Annotated in this window: 14 protein-coding genes; all 14 read left to right on the top strand. The window is 66.6% G+C overall.

The genetic code is table 11. The annotated features are described in order from the left end of the window. Positions 1–65: 65 nt before the first annotated feature. The 14 genes from cysT (at position 66) to H0X95_RS26905 (ending at position 19,565) form a co-directional block, all read left to right on the top strand. The gene (cysT, locus tag H0X95_RS26970; RefSeq protein ID WP_006495215.1) at positions 66–959 is read left to right on the top strand and encodes a sulfate ABC transporter permease subunit CysT; all 894 of its coding nucleotides are present in this window, start codon (positions 66–68) and stop codon (positions 957–959) included. Continuing rightward, the gene (cysW, locus tag H0X95_RS26965) at positions 956–1,900 is read left to right on the top strand and encodes a sulfate ABC transporter permease subunit CysW (RefSeq protein ID WP_006484215.1); all 945 of its coding nucleotides are present in this window, start codon (positions 956–958) and stop codon (positions 1,898–1,900) included. Before cysT ends, cysW begins: the two co-directional genes overlap by 4 nt. Positions 1,901–1,913: 13 nt before the next feature. Then, a complete protein-coding gene (locus tag H0X95_RS26960; protein WP_006484184.1) occupies positions 1,914–2,972 on the top strand; it encodes a sulfate/molybdate ABC transporter ATP-binding protein in 1,059 nt (352 codons plus the stop codon). A gap of 75 nt (positions 2,973–3,047) precedes the next feature. After that, the gene (locus H0X95_RS26955; protein ID WP_006484201.1) at positions 3,048–3,974 is read left to right on the top strand and encodes a CysB family HTH-type transcriptional regulator; all 927 of its coding nucleotides are present in this window, start codon (positions 3,048–3,050) and stop codon (positions 3,972–3,974) included. A gap of 737 nt (positions 3,975–4,711) precedes the next feature. Continuing rightward, entirely contained in the window at positions 4,712–5,662 is a 951-nt protein-coding gene (locus H0X95_RS26950; RefSeq protein WP_006484190.1) for a sugar ABC transporter substrate-binding protein, read from the top strand. 145 nt (positions 5,663–5,807) lie between these two features. After that, on the top strand, positions 5,808–7,421 hold the full coding sequence (locus tag H0X95_RS26945) for a sugar ABC transporter ATP-binding protein (protein WP_196446290.1): 1,614 nt from the start codon (positions 5,808–5,810) through the stop codon (positions 7,419–7,421). After that, positions 7,418–8,437 (top strand): ABC transporter permease, encoded by a 1,020-nt coding sequence (locus tag H0X95_RS26940; RefSeq protein WP_059723590.1) that lies wholly within the window; start codon positions 7,418–7,420, stop codon positions 8,435–8,437. Before H0X95_RS26945 ends, H0X95_RS26940 begins: the two co-directional genes overlap by 4 nt. Before the next feature lie 34 nt (positions 8,438–8,471). Further along, positions 8,472–9,503, top strand: a complete 1,032-nt coding sequence (locus tag H0X95_RS26935; RefSeq protein ID WP_006484167.1) for a LacI family DNA-binding transcriptional regulator — start codon at positions 8,472–8,474, stop codon at positions 9,501–9,503. After that, the gene (rbsK, locus tag H0X95_RS26930) at positions 9,500–10,429 is read left to right on the top strand and encodes a ribokinase (RefSeq protein ID WP_034201811.1); all 930 of its coding nucleotides are present in this window, start codon (positions 9,500–9,502) and stop codon (positions 10,427–10,429) included. Before H0X95_RS26935 ends, rbsK begins: the two co-directional genes overlap by 4 nt. A gap of 291 nt (positions 10,430–10,720) precedes the next feature. After that, positions 10,721–12,484, top strand: coding sequence for a methyl-accepting chemotaxis protein (locus H0X95_RS26925; RefSeq protein ID WP_060211580.1), 1,764 nt, complete (start codon positions 10,721–10,723; stop codon positions 12,482–12,484). A 551-nt stretch (positions 12,485–13,035) separates the two neighbouring features. Beyond that, complete coding sequence (locus H0X95_RS26920) at positions 13,036–14,958, top strand: PrkA family serine protein kinase (protein WP_006483964.1); 1,923 nt, start codon at positions 13,036–13,038, stop codon at positions 14,956–14,958. 125 nt (positions 14,959–15,083) lie between these two features. Next, positions 15,084–16,352: a YeaH/YhbH family protein gene (locus H0X95_RS26915; protein WP_006483957.1), complete on the top strand. Its 1,269-nt coding sequence runs from the start codon at positions 15,084–15,086 to the stop codon at positions 16,350–16,352. Next, a complete protein-coding gene (locus H0X95_RS26910; RefSeq protein WP_006483958.1) occupies positions 16,349–18,028 on the top strand; it encodes a SpoVR family protein in 1,680 nt (559 codons plus the stop codon). The genes H0X95_RS26915 and H0X95_RS26910 overlap by 4 nt, the downstream gene beginning before the upstream one ends. A gap of 232 nt (positions 18,029–18,260) precedes the next feature. After that, on the top strand, positions 18,261–19,565 hold the full coding sequence (locus tag H0X95_RS26905; RefSeq protein ID WP_006483959.1) for an MFS family transporter: 1,305 nt from the start codon (positions 18,261–18,263) through the stop codon (positions 19,563–19,565). The last annotated feature ends 384 nt before the right edge of the window (positions 19,566–19,949 follow it).

Genomic DNA, 19,949 nt, shown 5'->3' with positions numbered 1-19,949 from the left:
CGCGATTCACTGCGCCGGCGTTTGCGTCGGACCCGTGAGCAGCATCGACCCAGCAAGAGCATCCGATGACGACGTACACCTTTCGCAAGCCGAGCGCGCTGCCCGGTTTCGGCGTGACACTCGGCATCACGGTGGCCTATTTGAGCCTCGTGGTGCTGATTCCGCTCGCCGCCACGTTCCTGAAGACCGCGACGCTGTCGTGGGACCAGTTCGTCACCGCCGTCACGTCGCCGCGCGTGCTCGCGTCGTACCGGCTGACGTTCTCGGCCGCGCTCGGCGGCGCGCTGATCAACGCCGTGTTCGGCTTCCTCGTCGCGTGGGTGCTGGTGCGCTACACGTTCCCGTTCAAGCGCCTCGTCGACGCGATCGTCGACCTGCCGTTCGCGCTGCCGACCTCGGTGGCCGGCATCTCGCTCGCGGCCGTCTACGCGACCAACGGCTGGGTCGGCCAGTATCTGGCGCCGCTCGGCATCAAGATCGCGTTCACGCCGGCCGGCGTGCTGGTCGCGCTGACCTTCATCGGGCTGCCGTTCGTCGTGCGCACCGTGCAGCCGGTGCTCGAGGATTTCGAGCGCGAGCAGGAAGAGGCCGCCGCGTGCCTCGGTGCGTCGCGCTGGCTGACGTTCCGCCGCGTCGTGCTGCCGGCCGTGCTGCCGGCGCTGCTCACCGGTTTCGCGCTCGCGTTCGCGCGTGCGCTGGGCGAATACGGCTCGGTGATCTTCATCGCCGGCAACGTGCCGATGAAATCCGAGATCACGTCGCTGCTGATCATCACGAAGCTCGAGCAGTACGACTACGCGGGCGCGACCGCGCTGGCGGTCGTGATGCTGGTCGTGTCGTTCCTGATGCTGCTGCTGATCAACACGCTGCAGTGGTATCTGCAGCGCCGGACGAGCAAGGGCGCGAGCGGCCCGGCGCCCGCCGCTGTCGCCGCCGTCGCAGCAGGAGGCCAGCAATGAGCCAGGAGGCCACCGTCGTGCTGAAAACCCCGTCGCCCGCCGCGCGTGCCGCGAAGCGGCTCGATCCCGTCAGCGAGTCGCGCGTCGTGCGCTGGCTGCTCACGGGCATCGCGCTGGCGTTCCTCGCGTTCTTCCTCGTCGTGCCGCTCGCCGCGGTGTTCGTCGAGGCGCTGCGCAAGGGCGTCGGCTTCTATTTCGAATCGCTGGCCGATCCCGATGCATGGTCGGCGATCAAACTGACGCTGACCGTCGCCGTGATCGCGGTGCCGCTGAACCTCGTGTTCGGCGTGTGCGCATCGTGGGCGATCGCGAAGTTCGAATTCCGCGGCAAGGCGCTGCTGACGACGCTGATCGACCTGCCGTTCTCGGTGTCGCCGGTGATCTCGGGCCTCGTGTACGTGCTGCTGTTCGGCGCGCAGGGCTGGCTCGGGCCGTGGCTGCAGGGGCACGACGTGCAGATCATCTTCGCGGTGCCGGGCATCGTGCTCGCGACGATCTTCGTCACGTTCCCGTTCGTCGCGCGCGAGCTGATTCCGCTGATGCAGGCGCAAGGCACCGACGAGGAAGAGGCCGCGCGCGTGCTCGGCGCGTCGGGCTGGCAGATCTTTCGCCGCGTGACGCTGCCGAACGTGAAGTGGGGCCTGCTGTACGGCGTGATCCTGTGCAATGCGCGCGCGATGGGCGAGTTCGGCGCGGTGTCGGTCGTGTCGGGCCACATCCGCGGCGTGACGGACACGATGCCGCTGCACGTCGAAATCCTGTACAACGAATACAACTTCGCGGCGGCGTTCGCGGTGGCGTCGGTGCTGGCGCTGCTCGCGCTCGTCACGCTCGCGCTGAAGCTGCTCGCCGAGCGTCACCTCGCCGCCGAACTGGCCGACACGCACGACGCCGTTCCCGCACATGCCGGCCCTGTCGCCGCCGTTTCGTCGAAATCGTAAAGAGGCAACCAGAATGGGTATCACCGTCCGTAACCTTCAGAAGCGCTTCGGCGATTTCACGGCGCTCGACAACGTGTCGCTCGACTTTCCGCCCGGCGAACTGGTCGCGCTGCTCGGCCCGTCCGGCTGCGGCAAGACCACGCTGCTGCGCGTGATCGCGGGCCTCGAGCACGCGGACGCCGGCCAGGTCGTGCTGCAGGGGCTCGACGTCGCGTCGGTCGGCGCGCGCGACCGCCAGGTCGGCTTCGTGTTCCAGCATTACGCGCTGTTCCGCCACATGACGGTGTTCGAGAACGTCGCGTTCGGGCTGCGCGTGAAGCCGCGCCGCGAGCGGCCGTCGGAAGCCGCGATTCGCGAGAAGGTGCACGAGCTGCTCAAGCTCGTGCAGCTCGACTGGCTCGCGCAGCGCTATCCGTCCGAGCTGTCGGGCGGGCAGCGCCAGCGTATCGCGCTCGCCCGCGCGCTCGCGGTCGAGCCGAAGGTGCTGCTGCTCGACGAACCGTTCGGCGCGCTCGACGCGAAGGTCCGCAAGGAGCTGCGCGGCTGGCTGCGTCGCCTGCACGACGACCTGCACATCTCGACGATCTTCGTCACGCACGACCAGGAAGAGGCGCTCGAAGTGGCCGATCGCATCGTCGTGCTGAATCGCGGCCACGTCGAGCAGGTCGGCAGCCCGCAGGACGTCTACGATCATCCGCAAAGCGCGTTCGTGTACGAGTTCCTCGGCGCGGCGAACCGGCTGCCGGGCACGGTTGCCGGGCGCGGCTTCGTCGCGGAAGGCGCGGCCGCGCCGATCGAGGTCGACGCCGATTTCGCGGGCCCCGCGCACGCGTACGTGCGGCCGCACGATCTGCAGCTGTGGCCGGCGGGCGAAGGGCACCGCGACGGCATCGCGGTGGACGTGCGGCGCGTGATTCCGCTCGGCGGTTCGGTGCGCGTGGAGCTCGAGGCGCGCGCGGGCGGCGCGCTCGAGGCGGAACTCGACCGCGACGCATGGCGGGCGCTGTCGCTGCAGGTCGGCGACGGTGCGACGGCCGTGCCGCGCGCCGTGCGGGTATTTCCCGCGCGTTGACGAGACAATGCAGGGCAGAGGGCGGGCATCGCTCCGATTCGACAATCAAACAACGACAGCCTAAGAGGCATACCCATGAATTTTCAGCAATTGCGGTTCGTGCGCGAAGCGGTGCGCCAGAACATGAACCTGACGGAAGTCGCGAACGTGCTGTACACGTCGCAGTCGGGCGTGTCGAAGCAGATCAAGGATCTCGAGGACGAGCTGGGCGTCGACATCTTCATCCGGCGCGGCAAGCGGCTGACGGGGCTGACGGAGCCCGGCAAGGCCGTGCACCAGCTGATCGAGCGGATGCTGCTCGACGCCGAGAACCTGCGCCGCGTCGCGCGCCAGTTTGCCGATCAGGACAGCGGCCACCTCGTCGTCGCGACGACGCACACGCAGGCGCGTTACGCACTGCCGAAGGTGATCCGGCAGTTCACCGACGTGTTCCCGAAGGTGCATCTCGCGCTGCGCCAGGGCAGCCCGCAGCAGATCGCGCAGATGATCCTGAACGGCGAGGCCGATCTCGGCATCTCGACCGAGGCGCTCGACCGCTATCCGGACATCGTCACGTTCCCGTGCTATTCGTGGCACCACACGGTCGTCGTGCCGAAGGGCCACCCGCTCGTCGGCCGCGAGAACCTGACGCTCGAGGAGATCGCCGAATACCCGATCATCACGTACGACCAGGACTTCACGGGCCGCTCGCACATCGACCAGGCGTTCACGCAGGCGGGCGCCGTGCCCGACGTGGTGCTGACCGCGATCGATGCGGACGTGATCAAGACCTACGTCGAACTCGGGATGGGGATCGGCGTGGTCGCGGCGATGGCCTACGATCCGCAGCGCGACACGGGGCTCGTCGCGCTCGATACGCAGCACCTGTTCGAGGCGAGCACGACGCGGGTCGGGCTGCGCAAGGGCGCGTTCCTGCGTGCGTACGCGTACCGGCTGATCGAAATGTTCGCCCCGCACCTGAACGAAGCGGAAATCGCCGGGCTGTTGCGCGAAGCCGTTTGACCGGTGCACGTCGCGCGCCGTCCGGGCCGTTGCCGCGGATGGCGCGACTTGCACCCCGCGTGCGGTGCCGCATACGGCGCCGGGCGCGACAGGCGATGGCCGCCATCACGGCTCAAGCACCCGCCGAGCGATACCGCGCCGTGCGTCGCGCCAGGCGACGATCGCCCCATGTTGCCGACCAACAGAAAAACAAGAACGACCTGCAACGCCGGGCCTTGGCGCGGAACGCACGATCGGCAGTCGTCCTCATTCACAAGGCCGCGCGTGCGAATCGCCGCGCGGTTCCGTCACGGTCGACGACATGTCGCGACAGCGAATGCGGCCGAGCTTCGTGCCGACGGTCGACGCGAGCGCGTTGTCCGGAACGATCCACTTCCTCGCTGGCCAGCCGCCTGCGAAGCGCTCCGGCGAGCCGCCGTCGGCATCGCGAGTGTCGTATTTGCGCGTCGTGAAGCGCGCTCGCGCGCTCCGAATAAACCCTTAAATATTGATCAGACAGGTTGCGCGCCGAAGCGAATCGGTACAGCATAGCCTTCACTCCGCCGGCCTCCCGCCGGCGGTGGCGCGTCAACGACAGCACGCGCCAGGCAGTCGGCCGTCTGCCTCGCTTCCATTCCGTGGTACCGACAGCAGCATCGATGGCCATTGCCCGGGTAGTGTGGCGCAAACGTTTGCTCACATTAAAACAACAGTCAAACAACAATCCGGCCCTTCGGGCCAGTCGCCAGGAGATGTGTATGAATGTCCGCTTTCGCCGTCGCTTCCTGACCGCCGCGCTCGCCGCCGTCGCGGTGGCCGCCGCACCGGCCGTCCACGCGCAATCGGCGGGCAAGCCGAAGGTCGCGCTCGTGATGAAGTCGCTCGCCAACGAGTTCTTCCTGACCATGGAAACGGGCGCGAAGGAATACCAGAAACACAACGCGAACCAGTTCGACCTGATCACCAACGGCATCAAGGACGAAACCGACACCGCGAACCAGATCCGCATCGTCGAGCAGATGATCGTCTCGAAGGTCGACGCGATCGTGATCGCACCCGCCGATTCGAAGGCGCTCGTGCCGGTCGTGAAGAAGGCCGTCGACGCGGGCATCATCGTCGTGAACATCGACAACCGGCTCGACCCCGACGTGCTGAAGTCGAAGAACCTGAACGTGCCGTTCGTCGGCCCGGACAACCGCAAGGGCGCGCGCAAGATCGGCGACTACCTCGCGAAGCGGCTGAAGGCGGGCGACCAGGTCGGCATCGTCGAAGGCGTGTCGACGACGACCAACGCGCAGCAGCGCACGGCCGGCTTCCAGGACGCGATGAAGGCGGGCGGGATGAAGGTCGTGTCGGTGCAGTCGGGCGAATGGGAGATCGACAAGGGCAATGCGGTGGCCGCCGCGATGCTCAACGAATACCCGAACCTGAAGGCGCTGCTGTGCGGTAACGACAACATGGCGATCGGCGCCGTGTCGGCCGTGCGCGCGGCCGGCAAGCAGGGCAAGGTGCTCGTGGTCGGCTACGACAACATCAACGCGATCAAGCCGATGCTGAAGGACGGCCGCGTGCTCGCGACCGCCGACCAGTACGCGGCGAAGCAGGCCGTGTTCGGCATCGACACGGCGCTCAAGGCGATCGCCGAGCATCGCAAGCAGGCCGACATGTCCGGCGTGGTCGAGACGCCGGTGGATCTCGTGACGAAGTAACGCCGCCCCGGTGCGGCCGCTGCCCTCAAGAATCCGGCGCGGCGGCCGTTATCCGGTGTGAGCGCGATCACGGCCACTGCATGCACATGCACTTGTGAGCGTCATACCCGCGCGCCCCGTGCGCGCGGCCGCAACCAGGATCGCGATGGAACCGACCTTCCACCCCCCCCGTTCAGCCCATCCCGTGCTGTCCGTATCCGGCATCGGCAAAACCTATGCCGAACCCGTGCTCGCCGACGTCACGCTGACGCTCGACGCGGGCCAGGCGCTCGCGCTGACGGGCGAGAACGGCGCCGGCAAGAGCACGCTGTCGAAGATCATCGGCGGGCTCGTCGACCCGACCACCGGCACGATGCAACTCGGCGGCGAGGCCTATGCGCCGGCGAGCCGCACGCAGGCCGAGGCGCTCGGCGTGCGCATGGTGATGCAGGAGCTGAACCTGCTGCCGACGCTGACCGTCGCCGAAAACCTGTTCCTGAACCGCCTGCCGCGGCGCTTCGGGATCATCGACCGCGCGCGGCTGCGCGACGACGCCCGCGCCGCGATGGCGCAGGTCGGGCTCGACGCGGTCGATCCCGATACGCCGGTCGGCGCGCTCGGCATCGGCCACCAGCAGATGGTCGAGATTGCGCGCAACCTGATCGGCGACTGTCGCGTGCTGATCCTCGACGAGCCGACCGCGATGCTGACCGCGCGCGAAGTCGAGCTGCTGTTCGAGCAGATCGACCGGCTGAAGGCGCGCGGCGTCGCGATCGTCTACATCTCGCACCGGCTCGAAGAGCTCGCGCGCGTGGCCGAGCGCGTCGCGGTGTTGCGCGACGGCCGGCTCGTGCATGCGGGCGACATGGCGGCGACGACGTCCGACGGGCTCGTCACGCTGATGGTCGGGCGCGAGATCGGCGAACACATCGATCTCGGCGAACGTCGTTTCGGCGCGCCGCGGCTCGCCGTATCGGGCCTCACGCGCGGGACGGCCGTGCGCGACGTGTCGCTCGAGGTGCGCGCGGGCGAGATCTTCGGCATCTCGGGGCTGATCGGCGCGGGGCGCACCGAGCTGCTGCGACTGATCTACGGCGCCGATACGCCGGATGCCGGCACGATCGCCGTCGGCCAGCCGCTGAAGCCGGCGCGGATCGCGTCGCCCGTCGACGCGGTGAAGCACGGCATCGCGCTGATCACCGAGGATCGCAAGGGCGAAGGGCTGCTGCTGTCGCAGTCGATCACCGCGAACGTGTCGCTCGGCCAGCTCGACCGGCTCGCGCGTGGCGGCATCGTCGATTCGGGGCGCGAAACGGCGCTGGCCGAGCAGCAGATCGACGCGCTGCGAATCCGCACGCACGGGGCGGCGCAGCCGGTCGGCGAGCTGTCGGGCGGCAACCAGCAGAAGGTCGTGATCGGCCGCTGGCTCGCGCGCGACATGGGCGTGCTGCTGTTCGACGAGCCGACCCGCGGGATCGACGTCGGCGCCAAATTCGAGATCTACACTTTGATGGGCGCGCTCGCGCGCGAAGGCCGCGCGCTCGTGGTCGTATCGAGCGACCTGCGCGAGCTGATGCTGATCTGCGACCGGATCGGCGTGATGTCGGCCGGCCGCATGACCGCCGTGTTCGAGCGCGGCAACTGGACCCAGGATGCGCTGCTGGCCGCGGCGTTCGCCGGCTTCGGCCGCGAGACGCCGGCGGCGGCCATGCAGCATCCGGACGCGGGGCAGGCGCACGGCGCCGCTCCGGGCACTTCGACGACAGGACCACAGCAATGACCCAGCCTCCCGTATCCCCGACCGACGCAGGCGCGCAGCAGGACGTGACGGGGCGCCGCGCGCGCACGCTGTCCGGCACGCGGTTCGGCCTGTCGAACTATCTCGGGCTGGCCGGCGCGCTGGCTGCGATGATCGCGCTGTTCTCGGTGCTGAGCTCGCATTTCCTGACCTACGACACGTTCAGCACGATCGCGAACCAGATTCCCGATCTCGTCGTGATGTCGGTCGGAATGACCTTCGTGCTGATCATCGCCGGGATCGACCTGTCGGTCGGCTCGGTGCTCGCGCTGGCCGCGTCGATGGTCAGCGTCGCCGCGCTGAAATGGCAGTGGGGGCCGCTGCCGGCCGCGTTGATCGGGATCGCGGTCGCGACCGCGACGGGCGCGCTGACCGGCGCGGTCACGGTCGGCTGGCGGATTCCGTCGTTCATCGTGTCGCTCGGCGTGCTGGAGGCCGCGCGCGGCCTCGCGTACCAGCTGACGAATTCGCGCACCGCGTATATCGGCGATGCGTTCGATTTCCTGTCGAACCCGATCGCGCTGGGCATTTCGCCGGCATTCCTGATCGCGGTCGCGGTGATGATCGCGGCCCAGTTCGTGCTCACGCGCACCGTGTTCGGACGCTATCTGGTCGGGATCGGCACGAACGAGGAAGCGGTGCGACTTGCGGGGGTTAACCCGCGGCCGTATAAAATTCTCGTATTCGCACTGATGGGCGCGCTCGCGGGGCTCGCGTCGCTGTTCCAGATTTCGCGGCTCGAGGCGGCCGATCCGAACGCGGGCGCGGGCCTCGAGCTGCAGGTGATCGCCGCCGTCGTGATCGGCGGCACGAGCCTGATGGGCGGGCGCGGCTCGGTGATCAGCACGTTCTTCGGCGTGTTGATCATCTCCGTGCTGGCCGCTGGGCTGGCGCAGATCGGTGCGAACGAGCCGACCAAACGGATCATCACGGGCGCGGTGATCGTGGTGGCGGTCGTGCTCGATACGTATCGCAGCCGGCGCGCACGCGTGCGGTAGAAGACAGACAGAACAGACCAGAGAGAAACGGGAAATGGCGACGATCAAGGATGTGGCGGCCATGGCGGGCGTGTCGTTTACGACCGTCTCGCACGTGGTGAACAATTCGCGGCCGGTGTCCGCGGATGTGCGTGCGAAGGTCGAGGGCGCGATCCGCGAGCTGAATTACGTGCCGTCGGCCGTGGCGCGCTCGCTGAAGGCGCGGGCGACGGCGACGATCGGCCTCGTCGTGCCGAACAGCACGAATCCGTACTTCGCCGAGCTTGCGCGCGGTATCGAGGATCAGTGCGCGGCCAACGGCTATTGCGTGTTCTTCTGCAATTCGGACGACGATCCCGTGAAGCAGCGCAACTACCTGCGCGTGCTGCAGGAAAAGCGCATCGACGGGCTGATCGTCGCGTCGGCGGGCGAGGACGCGGTGCTCGCGCAGACGCTCGCCGACACGCACGCGCCGCTCGTCGTCGTCGACCGCAACATCGAGGGGCTCGCGGCCGATCTCGTGCAGATCGACCACGAACGCGGCGCGTACCTGGCCACGCGCCACCTGCTCGAACTCGGGCACGCGAAGATCGGCTGCATCACCGGGCCGACCGACACCGCCGTCAGCGCGATGCGCGTGCACGGCTTCATCCGCGCGATGGCCGAGCGCGGGGTCGACATCGTGCCGGGCGCGATCGCCGAAAGCGATTTCTCGTGCCTGGGCGGCTATCACGCGGCATCGCGGCTGTTCGAATCGGTGCGGCCGAGCGCGATCTTCGCGGGCAACGACCTGATGGGCGTCGGCGCGCTGCGCGCGGCGGCCGAGCGCGGGATGCGCGTGCCCGACGACTGTTCGATCATCGGGTTCGACGACATCGAATTTTCCCGCTACACGTATCCGGCGCTGTCGACGGTCGGCCAGTCGGTGCGCGCGCTCGGCGAAATGGCCGCGCAGACGCTGATCGAACGGATCGGCGGCGGTTCGACCGCCGTGCCGAGCCGCCGTCGCGTCGTGTCGCCGCGCCTCGTGCTGCGCGAATCGACGGCGGTCTACCGCGAGCCGGCCGCACCGGGCGGTCGCGCATGACGGCGAACGCACCGGGCGCCGGCCGCGTGACGGTGGTCGGCAGCCTCAACATGGATCTCGTCGTGCGGGCGCCGCGGCTGCCGCTGCCGGGCGAAACGCTCGCCGGGCATGCGTTCGCGCAGGCGGCGGGCGGCAAGGGCGGCAACCAGGCCGTCGCCGCGGCCCGGCTGGGCGCGCAGGTCACGATGATCGGCTGCGTCGGCGCGGATGCGCACGGCGCGGCACTGCGCGCGGGCCTGGAGGCCGAGGGAATCGACTGCACGGGGCTCGCGACCAGCGCGTCGGCGTCGACCGGCGTCGCGCTGATCGTCGTCGACGATGCGAGCCAGAACGCGATCGTGATCGTCGCGGGCGGCAACGGCGAGGTCACGACCGACACGATCGCGCGGCACGAAGCCGCGCTGGCGGCGGCCGACGTGCTGATCTGCCAGCTCGAGACGCCGCCGGACGCGGTGTTCGCGGCACTGTCGGCCGGGCGCCGGCTTGGCCGCACGGTGGTGCTCAATCCGGCTCCGGCCGTCGCACCGCTGCCGGAGGGCTGGCTGCCGCTCGTCGACTACCTGATCCCGAACGAGGTCGAGGCGGCCGCGCTGACCGGGCTGCCGGTGCGCGATCCGGCGGAGGCCGAGGCCGCCGCGCGGGCGCTGCAAGCCGGCGGCGCGCGCAACGTGCTGGTCACACTCGGCGCGCGCGGCGTGCTCGCGCTGACGGCCGACGGCGCCGCGCGGCATTATCCGGCGCCGGTCGTGCAGGCCGTCGACACGACGGCGGCCGGCGACACCTTCATCGGCGGCTTTTCCGCGCGGCTCGCGGCCGGCGCGGACGTCGACGCGGCCATCCGCTTCGCGCAACGCGCGGCGGCGCTGTCGGTCACGCGCGCGGGCGCGCAGCCGTCGATTCCGACCCGCGCCGAACTGGCCGACTAGGGTCGGATCCGCGGTTCAAAATTCCGACACGCGGCCGGTTCGCCGCACGAGACGGCCGCTCGCGCCGCCGGCAACGCGTTCGCGTACCGGCGCGCCTTTCCTGCCCGCTTCACCATCCCGCCCCGAATTGCGTCAATTATTCAGTCGTCTGTAATAAACAGACGAATAATTCGAAATAATGACGCGAAAACCATCAAGTTATGCGCCGCACGGTCGTAAATGCACCGAGTGAAGCAATGCTTCGAGCCAACGGGCCTGGCCCGTTCATGACGACGCAACACAGGATGGATGATGGTGTTCAGGAACCTGACGATTCGTGCGCGCATCGGTTTGACGATGGCGTTTCTGGCGGTACTGCTGGGTATCACCGGCGTGCTCGGTCTGTACGGGATGACGCGTTCGAACGATTCGACGCGCGAAATTTTCACGAACCAGATGCCGAGCGCGGTCAACGTGGCGGTCTCGGAAATGTTCGCCGCGCGCGAGCGTCTCGCACTCGACCGGGCGGCGCTGCTGGCCGGCACGCCCGACTCGGCGGCGGCCGTCGAGCGCAGCCGCGCGATGCGCGTGCAGTCCGACGCGTGGTGGCAGAAATACCTGGCGCTGCCGCGCGGCGCGGACGAGGACCGGCTCGCCCAGGAGGTCGCCGCCCGGCGCAAGGTGCTGCAGGACAGCTGCGACGCGTTCGGGAGTGCGGTCGCGGCCGGCGATCACGACCGGATCGGCGAGGGCGCGAAGCAGCTCCAGGCGCGCTATAACGAGCTGGCCGTGGCCGGCGAAGCGCTGCGCACCTTCCAGTTCACCGATGCGCAGGCGCGCTTCGACCGGGCGGAATCGGTATTCGAGACGATGCGCGTGCTGTCGATCGTCGTGCTGCTGGCCGGCATCGGCGCCGCGGTGCTGTCGTGGCTGACGCTGAGCCGCGCGATCGGACGCCCGATCGCCGACGCGCTGGCGCATTTCGACGCGATCTCCGCGGGCGACCTGCGCCGGCCGATCGTCGTCGACCGGCGCGACGAGATGGGCCAGTTGCTGGAAGGCCTCGCGCGGATGCAGCGCGGGCTCGTCGACACGGTGCGCACCGTGCGCGGCGGCAGCGAGTCGATCGCGACCGCGGCCCGCCAGATCGCGGCCGGCAACATCGACCTGTCGTCGCGTACCGAGGAGCAGGCGGCGGCGCTGCAGGAAACCGCGTCGAGCATGGAGCAGCTGACCGGCACCGTGAAGCAGAATGCGGACAATGCGCGCCAGGCAAGCTCGCTGGCCGCGAACGCGTCCGAGATTGCAAACAAGGGCAATACGGTGGTCGGCCAGGTGGTCGGCACGATGGGCGAAATCAACGACAGCTCGGCGAAAATCGCGGACATCATCGCGATCATCGAGGGAATCGCGTTCCAGACCAACATTCTTGCGCTGAATGCGGCCGTCGAAGCCGCGCGGGCGGGCGAGGAAGGCCGCGGCTTCGCGGTCGTCGCGGGCGAAGTGCGCAGCCTCGCGCAGCGTTCGTCGAGTGCGGCGAAGGAAATCAAGGCGCTGATCGACGCGTCGGTGGAACGTATCCGGACCGGCTCGACGCTGGTCGACGAAGCCGGGCGCACGATGAGCGACGTGATCGGCGCGGTCCAGCGCGTGACGGATATCATGGGCGAGATCGCGGCGGCGTCCGAGGAGCAGAGCGGCGGGATCGACCAGGTGGCGCGTGCGGTCGCGCAAATGGACGAGGTCACGCAGCAGAACGCTGCGCTCGTCGAGGAAGCCGCGGCTGCCGCGCAATCGCTCGACGAACAGGCGGCGCGCCTGCGCGAAACGGCGGCGGTATTCCAGCTCGACGACGAAACGGCGCGCGCGGGCACCGCCGTCGCGGTTGCGGCGCGTCATGCGCCGCGCGCGCCGGTCGCGGCGCCTGCACCGGCTGCCGCGCGCGTCGAACGCGACGCCGCGCCGAAACGCGCGCCTGCCGCGATGCCGGCGCGCCAGCCTGTCGCCGCATCGGCCGCGCCCGCGCCCGCACAGGCTGCCGCGACCGCCGGCGGCGACGACTGGGAGACGTTCTGATCGGCGCGCGCCGTGTATCTATCCCCATTTGGTGACGAACGACGCCCGCGATCAGCGGGCGTCGTCGTTTCCGCAACGGACGAAATGTGACAGCGCGGACGATCGATCGTGCGTCGTCGCGTGCAGTGCGCGTCGCCGGTCGACGGAGACGCAGGAACGCGCTGCGTGCACGTCATGTTCCCGCGCTCGTCGTACGGGTATGTCCGTAAGGGACTGCGAAAAAAATTTGTAACGGTGCGCGCGGCGTGTCATCGCACGCGACTGCTCGAACGTATAGGGATGAAGGGCAGAAGTGGCGACGTCGGCGGTGTCCAACGCACGAGACGTTTCGATGTTCGACGAGACGCGGCGGATGCAGTTTCTGCGGCTCGGGAGATCAATTGTAAAACGGCGAAATGCGTTGTCCAAGCGGTGTTGTCGAGAATGACGAACTTCATACGAAGAGTTCGTGAAAAAAAATAAGAAAGGGTTTAGGATGAATTCGAACGCGCTTGCTTCTGCGCAGTCATACGAAGGCAGGCACGTCTTCAGACTCAGGCGAGGGAGGTAGCATGGATATTTACAGCAGCTTCGCGAACCGCTTCGAAAAAACGCGAGAGGAAGAGCTCTCGCTGGAGGAGTATCTCGCGCTCTGCAAGAACGATCCATCCGCGTACGCGACGGCTGGTGAACGCATGCTGGAAGCAATCGGGGAACCTGAACAGATCGACACCCGCAACGACCCGCGCTTGTCGCGGATCTTCGCGAACAAGGTCATCAAGGTGTATCCGGCATTCCGTGAGTTCTACGGAATGGAGGAGGTGATCGAGCAGGTGGTCGCGTATTTCCGCCACGCTGCGCAAGGCCTTGAAGAGAAGAAGCAGATCCTCTATCTGCTGGGCCCGGTGGGCGGCGGCAAGTCGTCGATCGCCGAGCGCCTGAAGCAACTGATGGAGCGCGTGCCGTTCTATTCGCTGAAGGGCTCGCCCGTCAACGAATCGCCGCTCGGGCTGTTCGACTACGACGAGGATGGTCCGATCCTCGAGGAACAGTACGGCATTCCGCGCCGCTACCTGAAAAGCATCCTGAGTCCGTGGGCCGTCAAGCGCCTGCACGAATACAACGGCGACATCCGCCAGTTCCGCGTGGTGCGCCGCTATCCGTCGATCCTGCGGCAGGTCGGCATCGCGAAGACCGAGCCGGGCGACGAGAACAATCAGGACATCTCGTCGCTGGTCGGCAAGGTCGATATCCGCAAGCTCGAACAGTATGCGCAGGACGATGCCGACGCCTACAGCTACTCGGGCGGCCTGTGTCTCGCGAACCAGGGCCTGCTCGAATTCGTCGAAATGTTCAAGGCGCCGATCAAGGTGCTGCACCCGCTGCTGACCGCCACGCAGGAAGGCAACTTCAAGGGTACCGAAGGTTTCGGCGCGATTCCGTTCGACGGCGTGATTCTCGCGCACTCGAACGAGTCGGAATGGAAGGCGTTCCGCAACAACCGCAACAACGAGGCGCTGCTCGACCGGATCTTCGTCGTGAAGGTGCCGTACTGCCTGCGCGTGTCGGAAGAGATCAAGATCTACGAGAAGCTGATCCGCAACTCGTCGCTGGCCGAGGCCGTGTGCGCACCGGGCACGCTGAAGATGATGTCGCAGTTCTCGGTGCTGTCGCGGCTGCACGAGCCGGAGAATTCGAGCCTGTTCTCGAAGATGCAGGTGTACGACGGCGAAAACCTGAAGGACACCGATCCGAAGGCGAAGTCGTACCAGGAGTATCGCGACTACGCGGGCGTGGACGAAGGGATGACCGGCGTGTCGACCCGCTTCGCGTTCAAGATCCTGTCGCGCGTGTTCAACTTCGATACGAGTGAGGTCGCGGCGAACCCGGTGCACCTGATGTACGTGCTCGAACAGCAGATCGAGCGCGAGCAGTTCCCGCCGGAAACGGAGCAGAAGTACCTGTCGTTCGTGAAGGACGTGCTCGCGTCGCGCTACGCGGAGTTCATCGGCAAGGAGATCCAGACCGCGTATCTCGAGTCGTATTCGGAATACGGCCAGAACATCTTCGATCGCTACGTCACGTATGCGGACTTCTGGATCCAGGATCAGGAATTCCGCGATCACGATACCGGCGAGAGCTTCGACCGCGCCGCGCTGAACGCGGAGCTGGAGAAGATCGAGAAGCCGGCCGGGATCAGCAATCCGAAGGATTTCCGCAACGAGATCGTGAACTTCGTGTTGCGCGCGCGGGCGGCGAACGCCGGCAAGAACCCCGTGTGGACGAGCTACGAAAAGTTGCGCGTCGTGATCGAGAAGAAGATGTTCTCGAACACCGAGGAACTGTTGCCGGTGATTTCATTCAACGCCAAGGGTTCGGCGGAGGAGCAGCGCAAGCATGAGGACTTTGTGAACCGGATGGTCGCGAAGGGCTATACGCCGAAGCAGGTGAGGCTGCTTTGCGACTGGTACCTGCGCGTGCGCAAGTCGTCATGACGCGCGCGGTACCGTGCCCGTACGGCGAGTCCGTACGGGCGCTTTCAGAGACGCCGCCCGCATGACGGCAGACGGCATGTGCGGCGAGCGTCCCGGCGTATCGACTTTCGAGCGGGAGACCGGGAGTGCTTCATCAAATCATCGACCGCAGGCTGGCCGGCAAGAACAAGAGCATCGCCAATCGCGAACGCTTTCTGCGTCGCGTCAAGAACTACATTCGTCGTGCCGTGTCCGACGCGGTGCGCGACCGTAGCATCAAGGATATCCAGAGCACGCAGAGCATCACGATCCCGCGCAAGGACATCGCGGAGCCGAATTTCCGGCACGCGCCGGGCGGGCGTCGCGAGTACGTGCACCCCGGCAACGAGGACTACGTGCGCGGCGACAAGATCCCGCGTCCGCAGGGCGGCTCGGGCGGCGGAGGCAGTCAGGCGAGCAACGAGGGCGAAGGGCAGGACGACTTCGTGTTCGAGCTGTCGCGCGACGAGTTCATGCAGTACTTCTTCGACGACCTCGAACTGCCGCGCCTCGTGAAGACGCACCTGCTGACGGTGCCGAGCTGGAAGAACGTGCGCGCGGGCTGGTCGGCGGAAGGCACGCCGAACAACATCGACGTCGTGCGTTCGCTGCGCAGCGCGCTCGGCCGGCGCATCGCGCTCGGCTCGCCGCTCGTCAACGAGCTGCGCGAGCTCGAGGCGCAGCTCGAAGCGCTGAAGAACGACCCCGAAGACCGCCGCGCCGAAATCGCGACGCTCGAGGCCGAGATCCATCATCTGAAAGGGCGCATCTGGCGGATTCCGTTCATCGATCCGTTCGACCTGCGCTACATCAATCGCGTGAAGCAGCCGCAACCGTCGAGCCAGGCCGTGATGTTCTGCCTGATGGACGTATCCGGCTCGATGGACGAGCAGCGCAAGGATCTCGCGAAGCGCTTCTTCATTCTGCTGTACCTGTTCCTCAAGCGCAACTACGAGCGCATCGAGGTGGTGTTCATTCGCCACCACACGCGCGCCGAGGAAGTCGACGAGGACACCTTCTTCCATTCGACCGAAAGCGGCGGCACCGTCGTGTCGAGCGCGCTCGAACTGATGCGCAAGGTGATGAGCGAGCGCTACTCGCCGACCGAGTGGAACATCTACGGCGCGCAGGCGTCCGACGGCGACAACTGGACTGACGATTCGCCCAAGTGTCGCAAAATCCTGGAAGAGGATATCCTCACTCAGACGCGTTACTTCGCGTATATCCAGGTCGCGCCGGAAGAGCAGAATCTGTGGCTGGAATACGCGCAACTGGCCCTGTCGCAACCGCATCTCGCGATGAAAAAAGTGGAATCGGCTGCGGACATTTACCCGGTGTTTCGCGAATTGTTCGAAAAGCAGGTGGAAATGTCATGACGACCCGCCATCTGCACAACGAGTCGCGCGGCTACGAGCCGCGCCCTTCCGGCGACGACACGGCCGGTCCTGCCGCACCGCAGCAACACGGGCAGGCCGAACCATCGCCGCCGGCCGCCGACTTGCCCGGTTCCGGGCAAAAGGAAGCGCGTATGAACGTTGCCGAACGCAAGCCGCTGCCGTGCCCGTCCGACTGGACGTTCGAATTGCTCGAGGAATACGACACGCACATCTCGCAGGTCGCCGAACAATACGAGCTCGACATCTACCCGATCCAGCTCGAACTGATCAGCGCCGAGCAGATGATGGATGCGTATGCGTCGGTCGGGATGCCCGTCAACTACCGTCACTGGTCGTTCGGCAAGCACTTTCTCGCGACCGAGAAGAGCTATCGTCGGGGCCAGATGGGCCTCGCCTACGAAATCGTCATCAATTCGAACCCGTGCATCGCGTATCTGATGGAAGAGAACACGATGACGATGCAGGCGCTCGTCATCGCGCACGCGGCGTACGGGCACAACTCGTTCTTCAAGGGCAATTACCTGTTCCGCCTGTGGACCGACGCGCACGCGATCATCGACTACCTCGTGTATGCGAAGAACTACGTCGCGGAATGCGAGGAGCGCTACGGCCTCGATCGCGTCGAGGAACTGCTCGACTCGTGCCATGCGCTGATGAATTACGGCGTCGACCGCTACAAGCGGCCGCAGAAACCGTCGCTGTCGAAGGAAGCGGCGCTGCGGCGCGAGCGCGAGGCGTACCTGCAGTCGCAGGTGAACGAACTGTGGCGCACGCTGCCGGGCAAGAAGCCCGAGCTCACGGAGGAGCAGGAGGACCGCTATCCGCCCGAGCCGCAGGAGAACCTGCTGTATTTCGCGGAGAAGAATGCGCCGCTGCTCGAACCGTGGGAGCGGGAAGTGATCCGCATCGTGCGCAAGATCGGCCAGTATTTCTATCCGCAACGACAGACGCAGGTGATGAACGAAGGCTGGGCGACGTTCTGGCACTACACGCTGCTCAATACGCTGTACAACCAGGGGAAGCTGGAAGACGGCTTCATGATGGAGTTCCTGCACTCGCACAGCAACGTGGTCTACCAGCCGCCCGTCACGAAGCCGTACTACAGCGGGATCAACCCGTATGCGCTCGGTTTCTCGATGATGAGCGACATCCGCCGGATCTGCGAAGCGCCGACGGAGGAAGACTACAAGTGGTTTCCGGAGATCGCGGGCACGCCGTGGCTGCCGGCGATGCACTACGCGATGCGCAACTTCAAGGACGAGAGCTTCATCGCGCAGTACCTGTCGCCGAACCTGATCCGCGAGATGCGGCTCTTCTCGGTGCTCGACGACGACATGCGCGATTCGCTCGAGGTATCGGCGATCCACGACGATTCCGGCTACCAGTACGTGCGGCAGGCGTTGTCTCGGCAGTACGACATCCATCACCGCGAGCCGAACATCCAGGTGTGGGCCGTCAACACGCGCGGCGACCGCAGCCTCACGCTGCGCCACTTCATGACCGACAACCGCCATCTGTCGAACGACAGCGACGAAGTGCTCAAGCACATGGCGCGGCTCTGGCAGTTCGACGTGTACCTGGAGAGCGTCGACGAGGCCGGCACCGTGCGCAAGCGCTACGAGTGCCGCTACGTGCCGCCGGAAGTGCGCGTGTGATCGTCGCGTCGACAATGTTTGCATCGGACGCCAGCCTGCGGGCTGGCGTTTTCATATGACGAACGCGTGGCAGGAGAAAAATTTTCTACATCCGGACGAACCCGGAGCGCTTGTTACTTTACATTTCGCTAAAATCCCGTAGCGCCGTGCGCCGGAACCGGTGCCACGTGCGACCGCACGCGGCGGCCCCGGCCGTCTCGCCCAGAAAGCACTAAAAGGAACAGACCAACCCATGGACGTCCAGACCGACCAAGCTGCGCTGTCCGCGCATGACACCCGGCGACGCGTGTTCGCCATCGTCGGCGCCTCATCGGGCAACCTCGTCGAATGGTTCGACTTCTACATCTACTCGTTCTGCGCGCTGTACTTCGCGCCGGCGTTCTTCCCGAGCGGCAACACGACGACGCAGCTGCTGAACACCGCCGGCGTGTTCGCGGCCGGCTTCCTGATGCGTCCGATCGGCGGCTGGCTGTTCGGCCGCATCGCCGACCGTCATGGCCGTCGCGCGGCGATGATGATCTCGGTGCTGATGATGTGCGGCGGGTCGCTCGTGATCGCGGTGCTGCCGACCTATGCGCAGATCGGCGCGCTCGCGCCGGCGCTGCTGCTGGTCGCGCGCCTGTTCCAGGGCCTGTCGGTGGGCGGCGAGTACGGGACGAGCGCGACCTATATGAGTGAAGTGGCGCTGAAGGGCCGTCGCGGCTTCTTCGCGTCGTTCCAGTACGTGACGCTGATCGGCGGCCAGCTGTGCGCGCTGCTGGTGCTCGTGATCCTGCAGCAGACGCTGTCGGCCGGCGAGCTGAAAGCGTGGGGCTGGCGCATTCCGTTCGTGGTCGGCGCGGCGGCCGCGCTGATCTCGCTGTACCTGCGCAAGTCGCTCGACGAGACGTCGACGAGCGCATCGCGCGACAAGAAGGACGCGGGCACGATCCGCGGCGTGTGGCAGCACAAGGGGGCGTTCTTCACGGTGGTCGGCTTCACGGCCGGCGGCTCGCTGATCTTCTACACGTTCACGACGTACATGCAGAAGTACCTCGTGAACACGGCCGGCATGCACGCGAAGACGGCCAGCAACGTGATGACCGTCGCGCTGCTCGTCTACATGCTGATGCAGCCGGTGTTCGGTGCGCTGTCGGACAAGATCGGCCGCCGCACGTCGATGATCCTGTTCGGTGCGTTCGCGGTGATCGGCACGGTGCCGCTGATGCATGCGCTGAAGGGTGTGACGAGCCCGGTGGCCGCGTTCGTGCTGATCACGGTGGCGCTGGCGATCGTCAGCTTCTACACGTCGATCAGCGGCCTGATCAAGGCCGAGATGTTCCCGCCGGAGGTGCGCGCGATGGGCGTCGGCCTGTCGTACGCGGTGGCGAACGCGATCTTCGGCGGCTCGGCCGAGTACGTCGCGCTGTGGTTCAAGTCGATCGGCAGCGAGGAAACGTTCTACTGGTACGTGACCGCGCTGTGCGCGATCTCGCTGATCGTGTCGTGGCGGATGCGCGATCCGAGCAAGGAAGGGTATCTGCGTCACGAGCCGTGATCGGCCGCGCGTCGCGCGTACTCGCATCATGACGAACGTCCCGCCGATTGGCGGGACGTTTTTTTTGCGACGTGCAATCGCGCATGTGACGGCACCCGCGGTTCGACAGGCCAGGTGCCGGCATGAACGCGCCGCGTCATATCGATATGGAAATCGATTCGTTGTCCGTGGCGGCCGATTTCCTTAATCTGACTGCGTAGTTCGTGTGACACCTCCTTGACTGGGATTCGCGCCCGCTGCGTGCAGCGGGCGTCTTTTTTGTGCGCCGAGCATGCGCAACAGCTTGGGGGTGCAAGTCCCCTGTCCAGCCTGATGGGGCGAAGGACTAGCGAAACGCAAGGGCGTCGTCGCGAGGCGGGGTCTGAAGGAAGCGTGTAGCAAAGC

Source organism: Burkholderia sp. 9779_493 (genome assembly GCF_015712215.1).
GTDB classification, from domain to species: Bacteria; Pseudomonadota; Gammaproteobacteria; order Burkholderiales; family Burkholderiaceae; genus Burkholderia; species Burkholderia cenocepacia.
Note: the sequence above shows the minus strand (reverse complement) of the source record. Positions and strands in the feature narration are given on the sequence as shown.